Below are 20,603 nucleotides of genomic sequence, written 5' to 3' on the forward strand. Positions count from 1 at the left end.
CCAAATGGCAAAGTATCTGGTAATCGTGGAGTCACCGGCAAAGGTGAAGACGATTAAAAAATTTCTGGGAAAAAATTATGAGGTCATGGCAAGTAACGGGCATGTGAGAGATCTTCCGAAGAGTCAGCTCGGATTTTCTCCGGAAAATGATTTTGAACCGAAATATATTACGATTCGTGGAAAGGGAGAGATTCTTGCAAAGTTAAGAAAAGAAGTAAAGAAAGCGGATAAAATTTATCTCGCAACTGACCCGGACCGTGAAGGAGAGGCAATTTCCTGGCATTTAACCAAGGCGTTGAAACTGGACGATAAAGATGTCAGCAGAATCAGTTTTAACGAAATTACAAAAACAGCGGTAAAAGCATCCTTAAAGACACCGCGTGAGATTGATATGGATCTGGTTGATGCACAGCAGGCGAGACGTATGCTGGACCGTATGGTTGGTTACCGGATCAGCCCATTGTTATGGGCAAAAGTAAAAAGAGGGCTGAGTGCTGGTCGTGTACAATCCGTTGCTTTACGGATTGTGTGTGACCGTGAGGAAGAAATTGATGCATTTATTCCGGAGGAGTACTGGTCTTTAGAGGCAAGCCTCCTGCCGGAAGGTGAGAAAAAACCGATTACAGCAAAGCTGCTGGACAAAGGCGGCGAAAAGTTTGAGATTTCTTCCGGGGAACAGATGAATCAGGTGCTTGCGGAATTAAAAGGCAAAGAATTTAAAGTCTGCGATATGAAAAAGGGAGAGCGCACAAAAAAAGCGCCGCTTCCGTTTACAACCAGTACTTTGCAGCAGGAAGCTTCCAAAGCGCTGAATTTCCCGATCTCGAAGACGATGCGGATTGCACAGCAGCTGTATGAAGGTGTGGATATCAAAGGACAGGGAACGGTCGGTATCATCACTTATCTGCGTACGGATTCCGTTCGTATTTCGGAAGAGGCGGATGAAGCAGCGCGTGCCTTTATTTCCGAAAGCTACGGAGAGGAATATCTGTCTGACGGAGAAGGAAGCAAGAAGAGCAATGCAAAGATTCAGGATGCGCACGAAGCGATCCGTCCGACCGATATTAACCGTATTCCGTCCGAGATTAAAGAGTCGTTAAGCCGGGATCAGTTCCGTTTATACCAGCTGATCTGGAAACGCTTTGCCGCAAGCCGTATGGCAAACGCAAAGTATGAGACAACAACCGTTAACATTGCAGCGGGAGATTATACATTCCGCGTTTCTACTTCCAAAGTAGCTTTTGACGGATTTATGCTGGCCTATACGGAAGCAGATGATGAAAAGCAGGAAAAACAGGTACTTTTAAAATCGATTGATAAAGATACAAAATTAAAACTCGAAGAATTCGATCCGAAGCAGCATTTTACACAGCCACCGGCACATTATACGGAAGCTTCGCTGGTAAAAACACTCGAAGAACTCGGAATCGGACGCCCAAGCACCTATTCCCCGACCATCACAACGATCATTGCCAGACGTTATATCACAAAGGAAAATAAGAACCTTTATGTGACAGAGATCGGTTCCGTTGTCAATTCCATTATGAAAGAATCTTTCCCGACTATTGTAGACGAACATTTTACTGCAAATATGGAATCTCTTTTAGACAGTGTTGCGGAAGGTCATTTAAACTGGAAGACGGTTGTTGCGAATTTTTATCCGGATCTGGAAGAGGCTGTGGAGGCCGCGGAAAAAGATCTCGAAAAGATTACCATTGAAGATGAAGTGACGGATGAAATCTGTGAAGTGTGTGGCCGCAATATGGTAATCAAGTATGGACCGCATGGAAAGTTTCTGGCATGTCCGGGATTCCCGGAGTGCCGGAATACCAAGCCATATTATGAAAAGATTGGTGTCGCATGTCCGAAATGCGGAAAAGACGTGGTCATCAAAATGACACGCAAGGGCAGAAGATACTATGGATGCATTGATTATCCGGAATGTGATTTCATGAGCTGGGGACGCCCGGTAGAAAAGAAATGTCCGCGCTGTGGAGGCTATATGGTAGAAAAAGGAAACAAGCTTGCATGTGCGGATGAACATTGCGGTTACACGGAAGCAAAAGAAAAAGAAACAGAATAGTCGTAAATTTTTCGAAAAATATTGAATTGTCTGATAAATAGTGCTACACTCATGGTATCTGTGATAAAGACAGGAGGAAAAACATGAGTGTTCAACTTCTAGACAAGACAAGAAAAATAAATAAACTGCTTCATAACAATAATTCGTCCAAGGTGGTATTTAACGATATCTGTGAAGTCCTGACAGAAATTCTTGATTCCAACATCCTTGTAATAAGCAAGAAGGGAAAGGTTTTAGGTTCCAGTGTATGCAAAGGGGTTGAGGAACTGCAGGAACTGATCGTGGATGAAGTCGGCGGATATATTGATGCAGAACTCAATGAGCGTCTTCTGGGAATCCTTTCCACAAAAGAGAACGTAAATCTGGAAACACTCGGATTCGGAGATGAATCCAAAAAGTACCGGGCCATCATTACCCCGATTGACATTGCCGGGGAGCGGCTGGGAACCTTATTTGAATACCGGTGCGAAACGGAATATGACATTGATGACATTATTCTGACAGAGTACGGAACAACGGTGGTAGGGCTGGAAATGATGCGTTCTGTAAACGAAGAGAGTGCAGAGGAAGCGAGAAAGGTTGCAATCGTAAAATCTGCGATCAGCACACTTTCTTTCTCGGAACTTGAGGCAATCACCCACATTTTTGATGAACTGGATGGCAATGAGGGAATTCTTGTTGCAAGCAGAATTGCGGATCGCGTGGGAATTACCCGTTCCGTGATTGTAAATGCACTTCGTAAGTTTGAGAGTGCGGGCGTGATCGAATCGCGTTCTTCCGGCATGAAAGGAACTTACATAAAGGTTGTTAATGATGTGGTTTTCGATGAACTTGCAGAACTGAAAAGAAAAAATGCAAAATAAAGGAGGAAACCGAGAGGACAGCAAAAGGACTTGTATGTAAATATAAGTCCTTTTTTGTCATTTTATGTAAAAAACTACTTGTATTTTGCTTGATTTATACTATAATTAGTGTGATACGATAATTGGGAATACTAGATAAGGAGGCACAAAATTGCTAAGTACAGATGCTTTCAATTATGTGAATGTTCTGGATAAAGCTGCCGATGCGAGCTGGAGCAGGGAGAACATTCTGACTAACAATATTGCAAATGTAAACACTCCGGGATATAAGAGAAAAGACTTAAATTTTGAAAATACATTAAAAACAGAACTGGGCCGCTGCAAGCATGAGTCCCTGGATTCAAAAATGAAAGACGTGGATCTTTCCAGACTGAATCCATCGGTTTATGTGGACAGTTCCAATTACTCCTATCGGCTGGATGGAAGTAATGTAGATATTGACACAGAAGAAGTGGAGCTGGCATCCGAACAGATCCGCTATCAGGGAATTACAGCCGGAATTAACGGACAGTTTGACCGTATGCGTTCCGTGATTAAGTAAGGGGGAAAGATAAATGGCTTTATTTCAGGCGTTTAATATCAGCGCGTCAGGCATGACCGCAGAACGGTTTCGTACCGATATCATTGCGGAGAACATTGCAAATGTAAATACAACATCGACAGAGAGTGGCGGTCCGTACCGACGCAAAATTGTAAATTTTGCAGAACGGAAAGTTACCCCGTTTTCCCAATATTACGCAACTGCATCGCAGAATCCGGCAATCGGAAACGGTGTAAAAGTAACTTCCGTAAAGGAAGATACGGAAACAGATTTCGTGAAAGAATATGATCCTTCCAATCCGGATGCGGATGCGGACGGATATGTATCCTATCCAAATGTAAACACGGTCACGGAAATGACCAATCTGATCGATTCTACCCGTGCATATGAAGCAAATGCGACTGCATTTGATGCCACAAAGAGTATGGCAACCACGGGACTTTCCATAGGAAAACAATAATAAAAAGTAAGTTTTACGAGAGAGGACAAAAGCATGGATATCACACAATTGTCTGGAGTTTCTTCTGACTATCTGAATACATTCGCAAAAAAAGAGGCACTTGTTCCGGGGGACGATGACAGTTTCAGCGCGGTGCTTTCGACAGCAATGAAATCAGTAGATGAAACCAATGACCTGCAAAATACCGCGGAGTCGGAAGAAGTACGGTTCGCACTTGGGGAAGCCGAAAATCCACATGATCTGCTGATTGCAGAGACGAAAGCAAATGTAGCACTGCAGTATACGGTTGCAGTGCGGGATAAACTGATTGACGGATACAAAGAGATTATGCAGATGTCAATCTAGTAAGTGAGGAACGAAAACATGCCAGAACAGTTACAGAAAATCCTTGACCGTGTGGTTGAGTGGTGGAAAAAATTTTCCAATAAACAAAGAATGCTGCTGATCAGCCTTACCGCAGTGGTGATCCTTGCGCTGGTGATACTGGGAGTTGTTGTATCAAGACCGAGTTATACAACACTGATTGACTGCCAGAACGCAAAAGAAGCCAGTCAGGTAAAAGATCTGTTAGACGGCGAAGGTGATATTGATTATAAGGTAACGGATACCACACATTTTGAAGTAAACAAAAAAGATGAGAACAAGGCAAACTGGCTTTTGGGATCCAATAATATTGATACAACGGGATTTGACCTGTCAGATCCGAACATCAAGGATTATATCGACGGAAGCTTTTCTACCACGGAGGCAGATAAACAGAAACTTGCCAAAAGCTATATGGAAGATAAACTGGAGAATGTGCTTGCTGCGAATGACCTGATTGATTCCGCAAAGGTCACACTGGATATTCCGGACGATGACGGTACACTGATTTCGCGGATGCAGGAAAGTTCTGCCAGCGTTTCGCTTGCCCTGAATGGTTCTATGGATTCGGATCAGGCGTATTCGGTGGCGCGCCTTGTGGCAACCGCCCTTGGAAATGATTCGACAGACAAGATTACCATTCTGGATCAGAAGACATCCAAAATCTTGTTTTCGGGAGCAGACCAGGATGATGATGCCACGGTTGTTTCCGACAGTCTGGACATCAAAGACCGCATTAAGAATTCCGTGGTCAATGGTATCAAGGATGTAATGGTCAAGTCCGGTATGTATTCGGACGTGCAGGTTGCACCGAACCTTGATATTGATATGTCTAAGGTGGAAAAGGCGGTTCACAATTATTCACACAATGATGGACAGGATCAGGGAGAACTGACAGAAAGCTCTGAGTATAATTCAGAGGCAAAAGGTGGACAGGCTGCAACTCCGGGAACGGATTCCAATGATGATACGCCAACCTATGTGACACCGGATGGCGAGATTACAGAATCTTCCGTGTCGGATGTGGATAAAAAATATTCGCCGAATGAGGAAATTATAAAAACTATTTCAAACGGTGGAGCGATCAACTATGATAACAGTTCCATTGCCGTGACTGCCACACGCTGGGTTGTTTATGATGAGGACGAATTGAAAGATTCCGGGCAGCTGAAAGGGACAACGTTTGAAAAGTTTAAGAGCGCACACAGTGATCCGGTACAGGTGGATGCAACGCAGGATGAAATTGACCTTATCGCAAAAGCTACCGGAATTCAGTCTAGTGCAATCAAACTGGTGTGTTATGAGAGACCGCAGTTTGTGGAATCCCAGAAGAAGGGATTCGGACTCACCGACATTTTACAGATTCTGCTTGCGGTGCTGATTTTTGCGTTGCTGGGGTATGTTGTATTCCGCAGTACCAGAAAACAGAAAGTGGAAGAGCCGGAGCCGGAACTGTCTGTCGATGCCCTGCTGGCGGCTACTTCAGATAAAGACGATGAAAATCTGGAAGATATCGGGTATTCGGAAAAATCAGAAACCCGGAAACTTATTGAAAAATTTGTGGATGAAAATCCGGATGCGGCAGCACTTCTGCTTCGCAACTGGTTAAATGACGATTGGGAGTAATTTATGAACAACGACTCATATACTGGAGTACAGAAAGCAGCGATTCTTTTGATTACGCTGGGACCGGAAAAGGCGGCAACCATTTTCAAACATTTAAAGGAAGATGAGATTGAAGAATTAACGCTGGAAATAGCGAATACAAGAAGCGTATCGCCACAGACCAAGGAGGAAGTGCTGGAAGAGTTTTATCAGGTATGCCTCGCACAGCAGTATATTGCGGAAGGCGGTATCGGATACGCAAAAGAACTTCTGGAAAAAGCACTCGGAAACGACAAGGCACAGGGAGTTATTGCAAAACTTACAGCATCTCTTCAGGTTCGTCCGTTCGAATTTATCCGAAAGACAGATCCGGCACAGCTGCTGAACTTTATACAGGATGAACATCCGCAGACGATTGCGATGATCCTTTCGTATCTGGCTCCGGCACAGGCGTCCCAGGTACTGGGAGCTCTGCCACCGGAAAAACAGGCTGATGTTGCAAAACGTATTGCAACTATGGATCGTACTTCTCCGGATGTGATCAAGGAGGTAGAACGCGTACTGGAGCGGAAACTTGCATCTCTTGTAAATCAGGATTACACCATCGTTGGTGGTATTGATGCAATTGTTGGCATTTTGAACAGTGTCGACCGTGGAACAGAGAAACATATTATGGAATCCCTGGAAATCGAAGAGCCGGAACTTGCAGACGAGATCCGCAAAAAGATGTTCGTGTTCGAGGATATTCTTCTGCTCGACGACCGTGCGATCCAGCGTGTGCTGCGTGATGTGGAAAATGCAGATCTGGAGCTTGCGCTTAAGAATACAACGGAAGAAGTACAGAATGTGATCTACAAGAACCTGTCAAAACGTCTGGCTGCAATGATCAAGGAGGATATGGACTTTATGGGTCCTGTTCGTATGAAGGATGTTGAGGAGGCACAGCAGAAGATTGTTGCTGTGATCCGTAAGCTCGAAGATGCCGGAGAGATTGTAATTTCACGTGGCGGAGGTGACGATATCGTTGTCTAATTTACTGAAACAATGTTATGTCGTCAGTTCGGGAACTGGTACAAGAATTATCAATTCCAATGACGGGGTACGCCAGAAATTAAAAGAACTGCAACAGGAACAGGCTCCGGAACAGGTAGATGTATCAGCAGGGGACGGACAGGAGAATGCATCGGCTGGTTTCTCGCAGGGGATTCAGGCAAAAGCCGTGCAGATTGATGTGGAAGCCCTGCGCAGGGAAGCACTTGAAAAGGCAGCTGTGGAGGCAGATGAGATTACTTCCACGGCAAAAGAAGATGCAGAACGTATCCGTGGGGAAGCGGAAGAAAAAGCCCGTACCCTGTATGAAGAACAAAAGAAACTCGGATACGAAGAGGGTGCCAGATGCCGGGAAGAAGAATTAAACAGGGAACATGAGAAGGCGATGGAGTCTCTTCATGCACAGAAAAAACAACTGGAAGAACAGTATCATGAAAAAATGTCGGTGATGGAAAAAGACATTGTGGACGCTGTGATTCAGGTATTTGATAAAGTGTTTAAGATTCAGTTTGAAGAGAAACGTGAACTTTTACTTCAGCTGGTAAATGGAGCATTACTTGACATTGACCCGGGAGATAAAATACGGATTCACACGAACCGGAGCGATGAGGGAATCCTTAAAGAACATCTTGCACAGATGCAGGATATTGTAGGAAAAGATGTTGCCATTGAATTTGTAAAGGATAATAAATTATCGGATGGACAGTGCAAAATAGAAACACCGTATGGCGTGGTTGACTGTGGGGTAGACACACAGTTGTCTGCACTGCTGAAGGATATACGTTCACTGGTATAAACGGGAGACGAATTTGGTTAAAGAAGCGGAAAAGTATTTACAGCTGATGGACCGCCAGTATTATAAGAGTTATGGAAAAGTAGTCAAGGTAGTAGGTCTTACCATTGAATCTGTCGGACCAAAGGCACGTATGGGAGATTTGTGTAAAATTTACCCGAACGAGAAGGAAGAGGAATATGTTATCGCGGAAGTGGTCGGTTTTCAGGATTCCAGACTGATACTGATGCCGGTTGACAGCGTGGAAGGGGTTGGAACCGGATGCATTGTGGAAAATACCGGACATCCCCTGTCAGTTCTGGTTGGAGAAGAACTGCTTGGGCATACGCTGGATGGAATCGGACGCATGACGGATGGAACGGAAGAAATTCACGGTTCGTATTATCCGTTGGAAAATACGCCGCCGGATCCGATGGATCGCCGGATTATCAGCGAGGTACTGCCGCTTGGCGTAAAAGCGGTGGACGGACTGATTACGGTTGGAAAAGGACAGCGTATCGGTGTGTTTGCCGGTTCCGGTGTCGGGAAAAGTACCCTGCTTGGCATGTTTGCAAGAAATACGAAGGCAGACATCAATGTAATCGCACTGATCGGTGAGCGCGGTAGGGAGGTCCGGGAATTTATTGAACGTGACCTTGGTCCGGAGGGAATGGCACGGTCTGTTGTCGTGGTCGCAACGTCAGATAAACCGGCACTGATCCGTAATAAGTGTGCAAAGACTGCAACGGCTGTGGCGGAATATTTCCGTGATCAGGGAAAAGATGTACTGCTTATGATGGATTCCATGACACGATTTTCCCAGGCACAAAGAGAAATCGGACTTGCATCCGGGGAACCACCGGTTACCAGAGGGTATCCGCCGAGTGTGTACGCACAGATGCCAAAACTTCTGGAACGTGCCGGTACAAATGAAAAAGGATCGATCACCGGACTATATACGGTTCTGGTAGATGGAGATGATTTTAATGAGCCAATCACGGATACGGCGCGGGGCATTCTGGATGGACATATTGTTCTCGACCGTAAGCTGGGACATAAAAATCATTATCCGGCAATTGATATTTTACAGAGTATTTCCCGTGTTATGAATTCCATCGTAACAAAGGAACATAAGGCACTTGCTGGAAAATTAAAACAGGTGCTTGCCACATACAGTGAAGCAGAGGATCTGATTAATATCGGAGCCTACAAAAACGGATCGAATCCGGATATCGATTATGCAATCCGAAAGAATAAAGAAGTAAATGAATTTCTGTGTCAGGATACGGAAGAAAAGTTTGCTTTTGATGAAGAAGTGGAACTCTTAAAAAAGGTGTTTGACGACTGATCAATGGACAGAGGTTTTAAATGGCAAAATTTGTTTATCGTATGCAGAACATACTGAACATTAAACAGAAACTGGAGACACAGGCGAAAATGACATACAGCCTGGCAAACCAGAAATATCTGGAGCAGCAGAAGATTCTGCAGGAATATATGGTGCGCAGAGTCGGATATGAGCAGCACTGGAAGAAACTGATGCAGGGAAATTTAAATCTGCAGGAAGTCGAACATGCGCGGGCAGATGTAAATGCCATGAAAACGATTGTCAGACGACAGATGGTAGAAGTCCACAAGGCGGAAAAAGAACTGGAAGATGCCAGAAACCGCTTAAAAACCGTGATGCAGGAACGAAAGGTTCAGGAAAAATTGAGGGAAAAGGCATTTGAAGAATTTAAGCAGGAACTTGCAGAAGCAGAAACGAAAGAAATCGATGAACTTGTAAGTTATACCTATAACAAGGGTGAACAGGGAGAATGATATGGCAGACGAAAGAAACCTTGTCGACGAGGAAGACGCGGTAAAGGAAAACAGCACAAAAAATCAAAGAGAAAAGAAAAAACGGGAAAAGAAAGAAAAAAAAGAAAAAAAGAATGCCAAAGGAAACGCATCGGAACCGGAAGAAGATGAGGATGAAAAGGGAGGCGGCAGGCTGATTCTTGTCCTTACAACCATTTTAATCATTGCGATATGGATGGGAATTATAGGAATTTTGATTAAAACCGATGTCGGAGGATTTGGATCAACGGTGTTATATCCGCTTTTGAAAGATGTCCCTTATGTTAATAAAATCCTCCCACAGCCGGAAGAAACGGTGGAGCAGACCGAGGGCACAGAGCATCAGTATGGGTCTTTAAGCGAGGCCATCAGCCAGATTAAAGAACTGGAAAAAGAACTCGATGAAGCCAGCAGTACAAATAAAAATGACAAAAAAAAGATCAAGGATCTGAAGGCACAGATCAAGGATCTTTCAAAATACAAAGAGGATGAGGCTGCCTTTGAAAAGGAGAAGGAAAAATACTACGAGGAGGTTGTTTTTTCCGATCAGGCACCCGATATACAGCAGTATAAGACATATTATGAGAGCATTGATCCAGAAAATGCCGAAGTCTTATACAAACAAGTGGTTGAACAGATTACCTACGATAGTCAGGTTGAAGATTACGCAAAGACATATTCCAACATGAAGCCTCAGGAGGCGGCCAGCATCTTTGATACGATGACGGACAATCTGGGGCTTGTGGCTGACATTCTCATGAATATGGGAACACAGCAGAGGGCGGATATTCTTGGCAAGATGGATGCAACGACTGCGGCGAAGCTGACAGAGATCATGGAACCTACCAAGAAAAAGTAGGAAATCTGTAAATAACAGAAAGGAGGAACGTGTTTGACAAGTGCAAATGTATTTAATTTGAATTCTGTAAAGCAGGGTCAGGTATTAAATGCAAATGCTGCAAAAGGCAGATCAAAAGCTGAAAATCCGGATGCGGCAGGCGTGTTTGCTTCACTGATGGGCAGTAACTACTCTACAAATTTTAATATGCCGTCCGTGAATACAAAAATAAACAACAATGTATTACAGCAGACAAATGCGGCAGATAATTACGACCGGTATCAGTATCAGGATAATACCATCCGTCAGGCAGCCAGAGATGTTGTCACAGACGTGATCGACAATTCGACAGATACTCTGGATCAGTTCCAGGGCGATGTTGTCAGGACGGTGGCCGAACAATTGGGTGTTTCGGAAGATTCTGTAAAAGATATGATGGAGTCGCTGGGACTTACAGCTTTTGATCTCCTGAATCCGGAAAAACTTGCACAGCTTGCAATGCAGCTGACAGGAGAAACTTCTCCAATGGATTTACTGATGAATGACCAGTTTCAGGGGCTGATGCAGCAAATGGACCAGCTGGGAGGGCAGCTTGCAAATGAACTAAATCTTCAGCCGGCACAGATGGAGGAACTGATTGCGCAGATGGATATTCTGCAGACACCGGAAACTCTGACCGATGAAGAAATGCAGGTATTGACCGATGTGGCAGGACAGCAGACAACAGCAGATACTGTTTCGGCAGATGTGATGCCGGAGCTTGCACAGACCGATGAGGTACAGCCGATGGATGAACAGGCGGATGTATTTCAGAAAGAACCAAAATCGGATGAAGTACGCACACAGCAGCCACAGACAAAGGAGACAAAGCAGACAGCAGAACAACAGACGATGGAACAGCAGACGGATGCCGGAGATGCAGATGCAGATTCGCAGACAGGGGATCAGGTGAAGTCGGCGCAGCCGGAAAAAATGACGGCAGACCGGAACAACTCTGATGTGGCAAAGACACAGACTGCCGTGCAGATGCAGGATACCGCCGGGGTACAGACGATGGCGCATGCGGCGGATGTAACATCCGAGACATCGTATATTTCTGTGGATACCATGGAGTTGCTGGAACAGGTGGCAGAGCAGATCCGTGTGAATGTTTCGCAAGGAACTTCATCGATGGAGATGCAGCTGAATCCGGAAAATCTCGGGAAAGTGTATGTAAATATTTCTTCGAAAGAAGGCATGATCCATGCACAGCTGGCAGCTTCTAATGAAGCAGTCCGCGCAGCCCTTGAAACGCAGGTGGCAGATCTGCGGCAGAATTTAAATCAGGCAGGTGTCAAAGTTGACGCCATAGAAGTAACCGTTGCTTCCCATGAATTCGAAAAGAATCTGGAACAGAACCAGGAGAATGAAAAGCAGCAGGGAGAACGGCAGCAGGAGCAGTCCGGAGGCAGAAGAAGAAATTTAAATCTTTCCTCACTGGATGGAGTGTCAGGATTGATGACAGAAGAAGAAACTCTTGCGGCACAGATGATGCGGGAGAATGGAAACTCCATGGATGTAACCGCATAGAAAGGAGAAAAAATGGCAGATACGACAACTTCCGCACTGAATTGGGCGAGTGTGGAAAACGGAAAAGTAAAAACAACAACATCGAAAAAAAGCGATGAGTCCAACAACGGAACCATGGGATACGACCAGTTCCTTACATTACTTTGTGCGGAAATGCAGTACCAGGATCCACTTGAACCTACCAGCAATACCGAATATGTGGCACAGCTTGCAACGTTCTCACAGTTAGAGGCAATGCTTGGCATGCAGGATACACAGAAAAATGAGATGGCAAACAATCTGGTTGGAAAGTATGTAATCTTAAAGGTTTCGGATGAAACAACCGGAAAAACTTCTTATGTAGATGGTAAAGTAGATTATGTCATGTATCAGGAAGACGGATCACAGATGCTTAGTGTAAACAATAAACTGTATTCCATTGATACACTCGATACGGTGGCTGACAGTGCATATTACGAAGCAATAGGATATGCAAAAACCATCACAAATATGTTGGATCAGCTTCCGGATATTGAAAATATTACGACCAAGTTTTCCGGTGCCATAGGCGAGATCCGCAAGGTATATGATGGAATGACGGATTATCAGAAGCGCTTTGTGAGCGAGGACGATCTTGCAAAACTTAAAAAGTATGAGCAGAAGATCAAAGATCTGGGTAAAGATGCCGCAGACGATAAAAAGACGGATGATACCAAAACAGATACGGATACAAAAACCGATGATACCAAGACGGATACGGATACCAAGACCGATGACACAAAAACGGATGACTCGAAGACAGAGAATGGTTCCGGTCAGAAGAGTGACGAGACAACAGGTGCATAGGAAAGGGGAGAAAAGAGATGAACCCGATCAGCAAACAGTTTTCGTCGATCGAACAGGTAACCGGTCAGTATTTAAAACAGAAAAATGTAACCAGTCCGTCAAAGACGTCGGATGTTTCATTCGAAGATGTCTTACGGCAACAGCAACAGTTAAAGTTTTCAAAGCATGCCTCGCAGCGGTTAGAAAGCAGAAATATCAGCCTATCCGAGGAACAGAATGCCAGACTCGAAGACGGAGTGGAACAGGCACATGCCAAGGGGATTAAGGATACCCTTGTTTTGGTAGATTCGCTTGCTTTTATTGTGAATGTGCCAAGCAAAACCGTTGTTACCGCAATGGATCAGACGGAAACACAATCAAATACTTTTACAAATATAGATGGCGCAGTTATTATGTAACCGGACCTTATGGAGGTTACAGGAATCCCGAATGACAGAAGGATTTCAAAACCATATTGCCATCTAAGGAGGTCAATGTACTATGATGAGATCATTATTCTCTGCTGTGTCAGGTCTTAAGACACACCAGACGAGAATGGATGTAATTGGTAACAATATTGCCAATGTAAATACCGAAGCGTTCAAAGCTTCCAACGTAAGATTCAGTGAACTGATGTACCAGACCATGTCCACCGCATCCGGTGGGGATGCGTCAACCGGAACGGGTGGTGTCAATGCCAAGCAGGTTGGTCTTGGTGTAAGCACGGCATCTACCATGATCAATATTACCGGGGCAGGTTCTTCCGAGACAACCGGAAACCCGTTTGATTTAAAACTCAGCGACAGCCAGACCACAAACTTCTTTATTGTCAGCGATGGAACAAATACCATGTTTACCCGTGCAGGTTCGTTCTATGTAGATGGAAACGGCTATCTGTGTATGAGTTCTACCGGATATACGGTACAGGGATGGCAGGTAGACAAAACGACAGGTGAGATCCACAAAGATACGGTTTCTCCCTTGCAGGTGATGTCACCGTCCAACACGACATCCGCTCCGGAGGCAACGACAAAGGCTCATGTGCATGGAATTCTGGATAAGCAAGATACCGATGTCACCGGAAAAGACGGCTATGTTATGACTCTTGGATTTTATGATGATCTGGGATATTCTTATACAGCAAAGTTTGCGGTATCGACACCGAAAGCGAACGGGCTTGGTGCTGGAAATAACTATTTTATCAGCCTGACGGATATTCTTGATTCCGATGGTAAGTCCATTATTACGGATGATGCCGGGAAAGCACTGTCAGATGATGCAAAACGAAAAAAGTTAGATGAAATCTGGGGGGCTGACGGAAAGGCAGATGATACGGCGACAAATGCACCAAAGGGCTATTATATGAAATACGATGCCAATAAAGGTACATTTGTAAATATCAGCGCAGACGGAGCAGTGCCAGCAGCTGGTGCGAATGCAGTAACAGCGCAGTCCTTAAAACTTTCTGCTCTTGGAACAAAGTTTACAACAAATAATGCAGATGGTACAAAACAGACATCCAATTTTAAGGACATCAATGTAGATTTTTCTACTTCCACCAATGTAGGCCATGGCGGAAAGTCAACACTGAAAGTAGAAAAAGGAACTTCTGTCGGAAAAGAAACCGGTAAGAAGAATGGTGCAATGATCGGACTTGCCGTAGACCAGAGCGGTAAGATTTATGCAAGCTATGACAATGGTAACACCGAACTTCTCGGACAGATCGCAGTGGCACAGTTTGCCAATGCTTCCGGTCTTGAAAAAATTGGTGATAACTGCTATCAGACAACCTTAAACTCCGGCGAGTTTGATGGTGTGGGTGTAGCTGTGGATGCGGATGGAAGCAAGATCAATTCCGGACAGCTGGAAATGTCAAACGTTGACCTTTCTGGACAGTTTACCGATATGATCATTACGCAGCGTGGATTTCAGGCAAATTCGCGTGTTATCACAGTTTCCGACACATTATTGGAAGAATTAATCAACTTAAAGAGATAGTTTGAAAAATAGTTGGGAAATGGTTTTTTGACTGTTTCCCAACATTTTTTTGTGATTTTACACCCTTTTTAACAAAAAGGAAGTAGACAAGAGAGAGAAAGTTTAGTAAAATCATATAAAAGGGTATTTTGATGGATTTTGTCGGAAGATCCATCGGAATTCCTAATTTTAGAAAATGGAAGGTGTAGTTCATGGATATAGCATCACTGCTTTCAATTATCGGCGGAATTGCCATGGTTATCTTTGGCGTCCTCAGTAGTAACAGTTTTGACATCACTGCGATGCAGATGTACATTGATCCAGCGTCGGTTGTTATCACGTTTGGCGGATCAATCTGCAGTACACTCGGGTGTTTCAAACTTGCAGATGGAATCAACGGATTCAAGTCAATTTCACTCCCGTTCAAGGATAAAACATATGATCCGTCACAGACCATCCGGACAATTATTGACATGTCAAATGTCGGAAGAAAAGAAGGTCTGCTTGCACTTGAAGAAGCTGCAAACGGAATTGAAGACGAATTCCTGAAAAAAGGAATCATGCTTGTAGTAGATGGTACCGATCCGGAGCTGGTCCGTGGGATTCTGGAAACGGATATGATGTGTCTGGAAACCCGTCACAAGGATGTGATTAAGTTTTGGGAAAAATGGGGCGAGATGGGTCCTGCCTGGGGTATGATTGGTACCCTGCTCGGACTGATCGCCATGTTAAATAAACTTTCCGATCCGTCTGCGATCGGACCACAGATGTCTGTAGCACTGGTTACGACACTGTACGGTTCTCTGATTGCAAACTGGTTATGTACCCCGATTGCCGGAAAACTTTCCGTAAACAATGATATGGAAGTGGTAAACCGTCAGATCACCATTGAAGGTTTGTTGTCCATTCAGGCAGGAGAAAATCCACGCGTTATTGAGGAAAAATTAAAGTCATTCCTTTCACCGTCTGTAAGAGAGGGTGTTCTTGAAAACGGCGGAGGAGGTGAAGAGTAGTGGCAAAAAAGAAACAGGAAGATCCGCCAAAAGGAGCGCCGGCATGGATGAATACTTTCTCGGATCTGATGAATCTTTTGCTCTGCTTCTTCGTACTATTGTTTTCCATGTCGACAGTAGATACTGACAAGTTAGAGGCGGTTGTTGCATCACTGCAGAACGCCATCAGCATCCTTCCGACCGGCGGCACAAGCATTGGAGAGGGAGAGATGATTTCTGCCGGTGTCCGCCAGCTGGAATTTCTGGATTCCTACTACAATGAGATGGCAAATTCCAAAGCAGAGAATACCGATGAGCAGACAGATGGCAAACTGTCTGCACAGGAACAGTACGAACAGCAGGAACTTGCGGAATCTGAAAAGATGGCAGATGAAATCCAACAGGAACTTGATAATTCACAGCTGTCCGGAAAGGTGGATGTGGATTTCAATGCAGAGTATGTAAAACTGAATCTGAATGGTTCTATTTTGTTTGCATCCGGTAAGGCTGATCTCGTTAAACAGGCAGTCCCGATTGTAAACAAGCTTGGAAAGATTCTTGAAAAATATAACAAGAATGTGATAGAGGTAGAAGGACATACCGATAATGTTCCGATCCGCTATTCTGCAAAATATGAAAATAACGAGGTTCTTTCGGTGTACCGTGCACTTGCTGTCACGGATCAGCTCAGAAAAAATAAAAACTTAAATCCCAAGTACATTAAGTTTGCGGGAAGAGGAGATTACATACCGGTTGCTGACAACAGTACGGCAGAGGGGCGTGCACAAAACCGACGCGTAGAGATAAAAATTTATAACTCATTCAATTCAGATGTGAAAGAAAATAACTAAGAGGAGTAAGCAATGAAGAAGAATTTAATTTCAGTTGTCATTCTGGCACTTGTATTTGCAAATTTTGTTTTGACAGCACTTTTGATGTTTTCGGTATTACCGGAGACAAAAAAAGCGAACACCCTGATCGAAAAAGTGTGTTCCGCAATTGATCTGGATTTAAACAGTGGTGCGGCTACCGGAACCAGCAATGTTTCCATTGATGATCAGGAAATTTATAAAGTCAGCACAGGGGAAGACCTGACAACAAACCTTGCAGAAGGAAAAGATGGAAAGACTCATTATGCAGTACTGAATGTATCACTTGTTCTGAACAAGAAGAGCGATAATTACAAGAAATACACACAGGATTTCCTGACAAATCAGGATGATACAATCAAAGATGATATTATCAAAGTGGTAAGCGGATATACATTTGAGCAGTTTAACCAGAATTCAGATGTAATTAAGGACACGATCCTTGAAGATATGCAGAATTTATTCGGCAAAGATTATGTGATCGGAGTAAACTTCTCCAAACTGACAGCACAATAGGATTTTTACAGGTGGTGAAAGACTGATGGGTGACGTATTATCCCAAAATGAGATAGACAACTTGCTGGCAGCACTTAGTACCGGTGAGCTGGATGTGGATGAAATAAAAGACAATAATGAAAAAAAGGTAAAAGAGTACGATTTTGCCCGTCCTTCCAAATTTTCCAAGGAACATCTGCGTACCATGGAAATGATATTCGAACATTATGGCAGACTTTTATCTACGAACCTGCCCGTGTATTTACGGAAAAATGTTCAGGTAGAGGTGGTGAATTCAGAAGCGGTTACGTATTCTGAATTTTCCAATGCGCTGTCGAATCCGGTTCTTTTGGGAATTGTGAATTTTGCACCCCTCAAGGGAAATATTATTTTGGAAATGGCATCAAATCTGGGGTATACGATTGTTGACCGTATGCTCGGTGGCAGAGGAGATCCTATGGACAAGGTTCGTGAGTTCTCAGAAATTGAACTTCTGATTATCGAGCGGATAATGATTGTGTGCGTCAACCTTTTACGGGAACCATGGGAAAACGTGGCGGATATTCATCCCCGGTTAGAGAGAATTGAAACCAATTCCCAGTATGCACAGATTATTTCTCCGAGTGAAATGATTGCGATTGTGACAATTAACCTTAAGATCGGGGAAGTGGAAGGCCTGATGAATGTCTGTCTTCCGTACCTGACTCTTGAGGATGTGATTGATAAACTGAATACGAAATACTGGTATTCAAATTTGCAGAATCAGGACAATACCGATTACACGGAATCCATTGAGACCTTGATTCGGCGCGCACAGATACCGATCAAAGCTGTTCTTGGAAACAGTATGATATCGGTAAATGATTTTGCCATGCTGCAACCGGGAGATATTATCCGGCTGAATCGCAAGGTAGAAGATGAATTGGATATTTATGTTGGAAATATTCGTAAATTTACTGCACTTCCCGGATCATCGGGGGATAAATATGCAGTCAGGGTCACTTCGGTGATCAGAGAGGAGCAATAAACTATGGATGGAGTATTATCGCAGGAAGAAATTAACGCACTGCTGAATGAACCTGGAGCAGAAGCGAGTGATTCTGCGGAAAATGAACTGTCTGATGCACAAAAAGACGCGATCGGAGAGATTGCCAATATAAGTATGGGAACTGCGGCGACAACGTTGTTTTCGCTCGTTAATCATAAGGTGGAAATTTCAACTCCGGTTGTTTCTTACGGCACATGGGATGACATTGTACAGGAGTATGAAAAACCCTGTGTGTTTATCCGGATTGCATATACCGTAGGACTGGATGGAAGCAATATTCTTGTCTTAAGAGAACATGATGTAAAAGTCATCACGGATCTGATGATGGGAGGAGACGGAACCAATACAGATGGCGAACTTGGAGAACTGCATTTGTCCGCAATCAGTGAAGCCATGAATCAGATGATGGGTTCCGCGGCAACTTCTCTTTCTTCCATGTTAAACCGCAAGATTGATATCAGTCCGCCAAATGCAACGGTGATCAATCTGCAGGAAGACATCGATGAAGCGGAGATTGATTCCTTCCTTACCGGAAAGTTTGTTAAGATCTCTTTCCGTATGGAAATCGGGGATCTGGTTGACAGTACAATTATGCAGCTGTATCCGATTTCATTTGCAAAGGATATGTGTGATGGAGTGGCAAAAACGATGGAAATGGACAGTCAGAGTGTGACGGCCGATTCCTCAGCAGCAAATTCCGGCAATCCGGCAGGGGCACAGCCAGCAGCAGCTGCCGCAGCACAGCAGTCACAGCAGATGGCTTCACAGAATACAGCACAAATGGGGCAGCCAATGGGGCAGCCAATGGGACAGGCGATGATGGGAAATACTATGATGAATCAGAACATGGGACAGCCGGTTAATGTTCAGCCGGCACAATTTAGCGCATTTGCGGGTGGAAATCTTGGAAATTACCAGCCGGAAAATATTGATCTGATTATGGATGTTCCGCTTCAGGTGACAGTTGAGCTTGGAAGGACAACAAAATCCATTTCAGATATTCTGGATCTGGGACCGGGAAAAATTATTGAGTTGAATAAACTGGCAGGCGAGCCGATTGATGTGCTTGTCAATGGAAAATATGTCGCAAAGGGCGAAGTTGTTGTCATTGAAGAAAGTTTCGGTGTTCGAATCACGGAAATTGTCAATGCTTCAAGAACAGGCGGAAAGTAGAAACAGACATGACAAATGTGTTACTGACAGGTTCTCTGGAAAGCTTTATACAACTTTTGGGTGCACTGTTTATTTTTGCTGTTGTTCTGGCTGCTACATATCTTACCACCAGATGGATGGGAGGTATGCAGCGTGGACGCCAGAATAATAAGAATCTGCATGTGATAGAGACAATCAGTGTCGGCAATAACAAGACGATCAGTATTGTGGAAGCCGGCAGTGTCTATCTGGTTGTTTCTGTTGGAAAAGAGGAAGTACATCTTCTGGCACAGCTTACGAGGGATCAATTAAAAGATTTCTCTTTTGAGCTGGAACAGAGTGGGAAAAAGCAGGATTCTTTTGCGGAAATTCTCAACCAGTTAAAAGACAAGTTACCAAAGAAGCAAGGATAAAGATGAGCAAAGGGAAAAAGATATACTGCATTGCAAGTTTTGCGTTTGCGTGTGCGGTTTTAATACTTACAATTACATTATGCATGATGCATCCGGGACGTGTCTATGCAAGTTCCATGGACCCGGACAGTATTACAAAGATTACACAGAAAGATACACAGGGAGCAGATCATAATACAGACAATGCCAATGGATTGTCAATTACATATAACAATGATTCCGGATCGGTTTCCACACCGATCAAGATGCTTCTGGTGTTGACAATTCTATCACTTGCACCATCGATTCTGATTATGATGACTTCGTTTACACGAATTATCATTGTACTTCATTTCCTTAGGACTGCGATCGGAACGCAGACGACACCACCCAACCAGGTTTTGATCGGTCTGGCATTGTTTCTGACATTTTTTATCATGTGGCCAACGTTCCAGCAGATCAACAAAGAGGCAATTCAGCCGCTCGATAAGGGAGAAATCACACAGTCGGAATTTTTTGAAAAAGCAGAAGGACCGATTCGTGAATTTATGATCAAAGATGCAAAGATCCAGATAAGGGATGTGAATCTTTTTGCGGAGATTTCCGGAGAAACGTATAAAGATACAAAGGAATTGTCGGATGTTCCGTTTACCACACTGGTTCCGGCATTCATTCTGAGCGAGCTTCGGAAAGCATTCATTATGGGATTTTTGATTTATATTCCGTTTATTGTAATTGATATGGTGGTGTCATCCGTACTGATGTCCATGGGTATGATGATGCTTCCTCCGACAACCATTTCGTTGCCGTTTAAGATTTTGTTGTTTGTTCTGGCGGATGGATGGGATCTTGTCATAAAATCCCTCGTCCAGACATTTTATTAGGAGGATA

At 44.0% G+C, this 20,603-nt stretch carries 22 protein-coding genes; all 22 read left to right on the plus strand.

Annotated features, from left to right (window positions below; all coding sequences use genetic code 11):
* Window positions 1-4 precede the first annotated feature (4 nt).
* The gene (gene topA, locus DXD06_RS00220) at window positions 5-2,083 is read left to right on the plus strand and encodes a type I DNA topoisomerase (protein WP_117830215.1); all 2,079 of its coding nucleotides are present in this window, start codon (window positions 5-7) and stop codon (window positions 2,081-2,083) included.
* Window positions 2,084-2,166: 83 nt separating this feature from the next.
* The gene (gene codY / locus DXD06_RS00225) at window positions 2,167-2,946 is read left to right on the plus strand and encodes a GTP-sensing pleiotropic transcriptional regulator CodY (RefSeq protein WP_117830217.1); all 780 of its coding nucleotides are present in this window, start codon (window positions 2,167-2,169) and stop codon (window positions 2,944-2,946) included.
* 151 nt (window positions 2,947-3,097) lie between these two features.
* Window positions 3,098-3,487: a flagellar basal body rod protein FlgB gene (gene flgB, locus DXD06_RS00230; RefSeq protein WP_022046701.1), complete on the plus strand. Its 390-nt coding sequence runs from the start codon at window positions 3,098-3,100 to the stop codon at window positions 3,485-3,487.
* Between the two features lie 13 nt (window positions 3,488-3,500).
* The gene (flgC, locus tag DXD06_RS00235; RefSeq protein ID WP_022046700.1) at window positions 3,501-3,947 is read left to right on the plus strand and encodes a flagellar basal body rod protein FlgC; all 447 of its coding nucleotides are present in this window, start codon (window positions 3,501-3,503) and stop codon (window positions 3,945-3,947) included.
* A 33-nt stretch (window positions 3,948-3,980) separates the two neighbouring features.
* Window positions 3,981-4,292, plus strand: a complete 312-nt coding sequence (gene fliE, locus DXD06_RS00240) for a flagellar hook-basal body complex protein FliE (protein WP_022046699.1) — start codon at window positions 3,981-3,983, stop codon at window positions 4,290-4,292.
* Between the two features lie 18 nt (window positions 4,293-4,310).
* A complete protein-coding gene (locus DXD06_RS00245; protein ID WP_117830220.1) occupies window positions 4,311-5,936 on the plus strand; it encodes a flagellar M-ring protein FliF C-terminal domain-containing protein in 1,626 nt (541 codons plus the stop codon).
* A gap of 3 nt (window positions 5,937-5,939) precedes the next feature.
* Entirely contained in the window at window positions 5,940-6,947 is a 1,008-nt protein-coding gene (gene fliG / locus DXD06_RS00250) for a flagellar motor switch protein FliG (protein ID WP_022046697.1), read from the plus strand.
* Window positions 6,940-7,761 carry a FliH/SctL family protein gene (locus DXD06_RS00255; RefSeq protein ID WP_158569448.1) on the plus strand — a complete coding sequence of 274 codons (822 nt, stop codon included), beginning with the start codon at window positions 6,940-6,942 and terminating at the stop codon, window positions 7,759-7,761. The genes fliG and DXD06_RS00255 overlap by 8 nt, the downstream gene beginning before the upstream one ends.
* A gap of 13 nt (window positions 7,762-7,774) precedes the next feature.
* A complete protein-coding gene (fliI, locus tag DXD06_RS00260) occupies window positions 7,775-9,085 on the plus strand; it encodes a flagellar protein export ATPase FliI (RefSeq protein WP_022046695.1) in 1,311 nt (436 codons plus the stop codon).
* 20 nt (window positions 9,086-9,105) lie between these two features.
* Window positions 9,106-9,558: a flagellar export protein FliJ gene (gene fliJ / locus DXD06_RS00265; protein ID WP_022046694.1), complete on the plus strand. Its 453-nt coding sequence runs from the start codon at window positions 9,106-9,108 to the stop codon at window positions 9,556-9,558.
* Between the two features lies 1 nt (window position 9,559).
* Window positions 9,560-10,435 carry a MotE family protein gene (locus DXD06_RS00270; protein WP_117830225.1) on the plus strand — a complete coding sequence of 292 codons (876 nt, stop codon included), beginning with the start codon at window positions 9,560-9,562 and terminating at the stop codon, window positions 10,433-10,435.
* Between the two features lie 33 nt (window positions 10,436-10,468).
* On the plus strand, window positions 10,469-11,983 hold the full coding sequence (locus DXD06_RS00275; RefSeq protein WP_117830227.1) for a flagellar hook-length control protein FliK: 1,515 nt from the start codon (window positions 10,469-10,471) through the stop codon (window positions 11,981-11,983).
* Window positions 11,984-11,995: 12 nt separating this feature from the next.
* Window positions 11,996-12,808, plus strand: a complete 813-nt coding sequence (locus tag DXD06_RS00280; RefSeq protein ID WP_117830229.1) for a flagellar hook capping FlgD N-terminal domain-containing protein — start codon at window positions 11,996-11,998, stop codon at window positions 12,806-12,808.
* A gap of 17 nt (window positions 12,809-12,825) precedes the next feature.
* Entirely contained in the window at window positions 12,826-13,206 is a 381-nt protein-coding gene (locus DXD06_RS00285; protein ID WP_117830231.1) for a TIGR02530 family flagellar biosynthesis protein, read from the plus strand.
* Window positions 13,207-13,288: 82 nt separating this feature from the next.
* Window positions 13,289-14,785, plus strand: a complete 1,497-nt coding sequence (locus DXD06_RS00290; protein ID WP_117830233.1) for a flagellar hook protein FlgE — start codon at window positions 13,289-13,291, stop codon at window positions 14,783-14,785.
* A 191-nt stretch (window positions 14,786-14,976) separates the two neighbouring features.
* Entirely contained in the window at window positions 14,977-15,777 is an 801-nt protein-coding gene (locus tag DXD06_RS00300) for a motility protein A (RefSeq protein WP_117830237.1), read from the plus strand.
* On the plus strand, window positions 15,777-16,607 hold the full coding sequence (locus DXD06_RS00305) for an OmpA/MotB family protein (RefSeq protein WP_117830239.1): 831 nt from the start codon (window positions 15,777-15,779) through the stop codon (window positions 16,605-16,607). The genes DXD06_RS00300 and DXD06_RS00305 overlap by 1 nt, the downstream gene beginning before the upstream one ends.
* A gap of 12 nt (window positions 16,608-16,619) precedes the next feature.
* Window positions 16,620-17,141 (plus strand): flagellar basal body-associated FliL family protein, encoded by a 522-nt coding sequence (locus DXD06_RS00310; RefSeq protein ID WP_117830242.1) that lies wholly within the window; start codon window positions 16,620-16,622, stop codon window positions 17,139-17,141.
* Between the two features lie 25 nt (window positions 17,142-17,166).
* Window positions 17,167-18,147: a flagellar motor switch protein FliM gene (fliM, locus tag DXD06_RS00315; RefSeq protein ID WP_117830244.1), complete on the plus strand. Its 981-nt coding sequence runs from the start codon at window positions 17,167-17,169 to the stop codon at window positions 18,145-18,147.
* A 3-nt stretch (window positions 18,148-18,150) separates the two neighbouring features.
* Window positions 18,151-19,341: a flagellar motor switch phosphatase FliY gene (fliY, locus tag DXD06_RS00320; RefSeq protein ID WP_117830246.1), complete on the plus strand. Its 1,191-nt coding sequence runs from the start codon at window positions 18,151-18,153 to the stop codon at window positions 19,339-19,341.
* Between the two features lie 8 nt (window positions 19,342-19,349).
* Window positions 19,350-19,733: a flagellar biosynthetic protein FliO gene (locus DXD06_RS00325; RefSeq protein ID WP_117830248.1), complete on the plus strand. Its 384-nt coding sequence runs from the start codon at window positions 19,350-19,352 to the stop codon at window positions 19,731-19,733.
* A gap of 2 nt (window positions 19,734-19,735) precedes the next feature.
* The gene (gene fliP, locus DXD06_RS00330; protein ID WP_022046683.1) at window positions 19,736-20,596 is read left to right on the plus strand and encodes a flagellar type III secretion system pore protein FliP; all 861 of its coding nucleotides are present in this window, start codon (window positions 19,736-19,738) and stop codon (window positions 20,594-20,596) included.
* Window positions 20,597-20,603 lie beyond the last annotated feature (7 nt).

Origin of the sequence: Roseburia sp. TF10-5 (assembly GCF_003462365.1) — a bacterium.
Taxonomy (GTDB): Bacteria; Bacillota; Clostridia; order Lachnospirales; family Lachnospiraceae; genus Roseburia; species Roseburia faecis.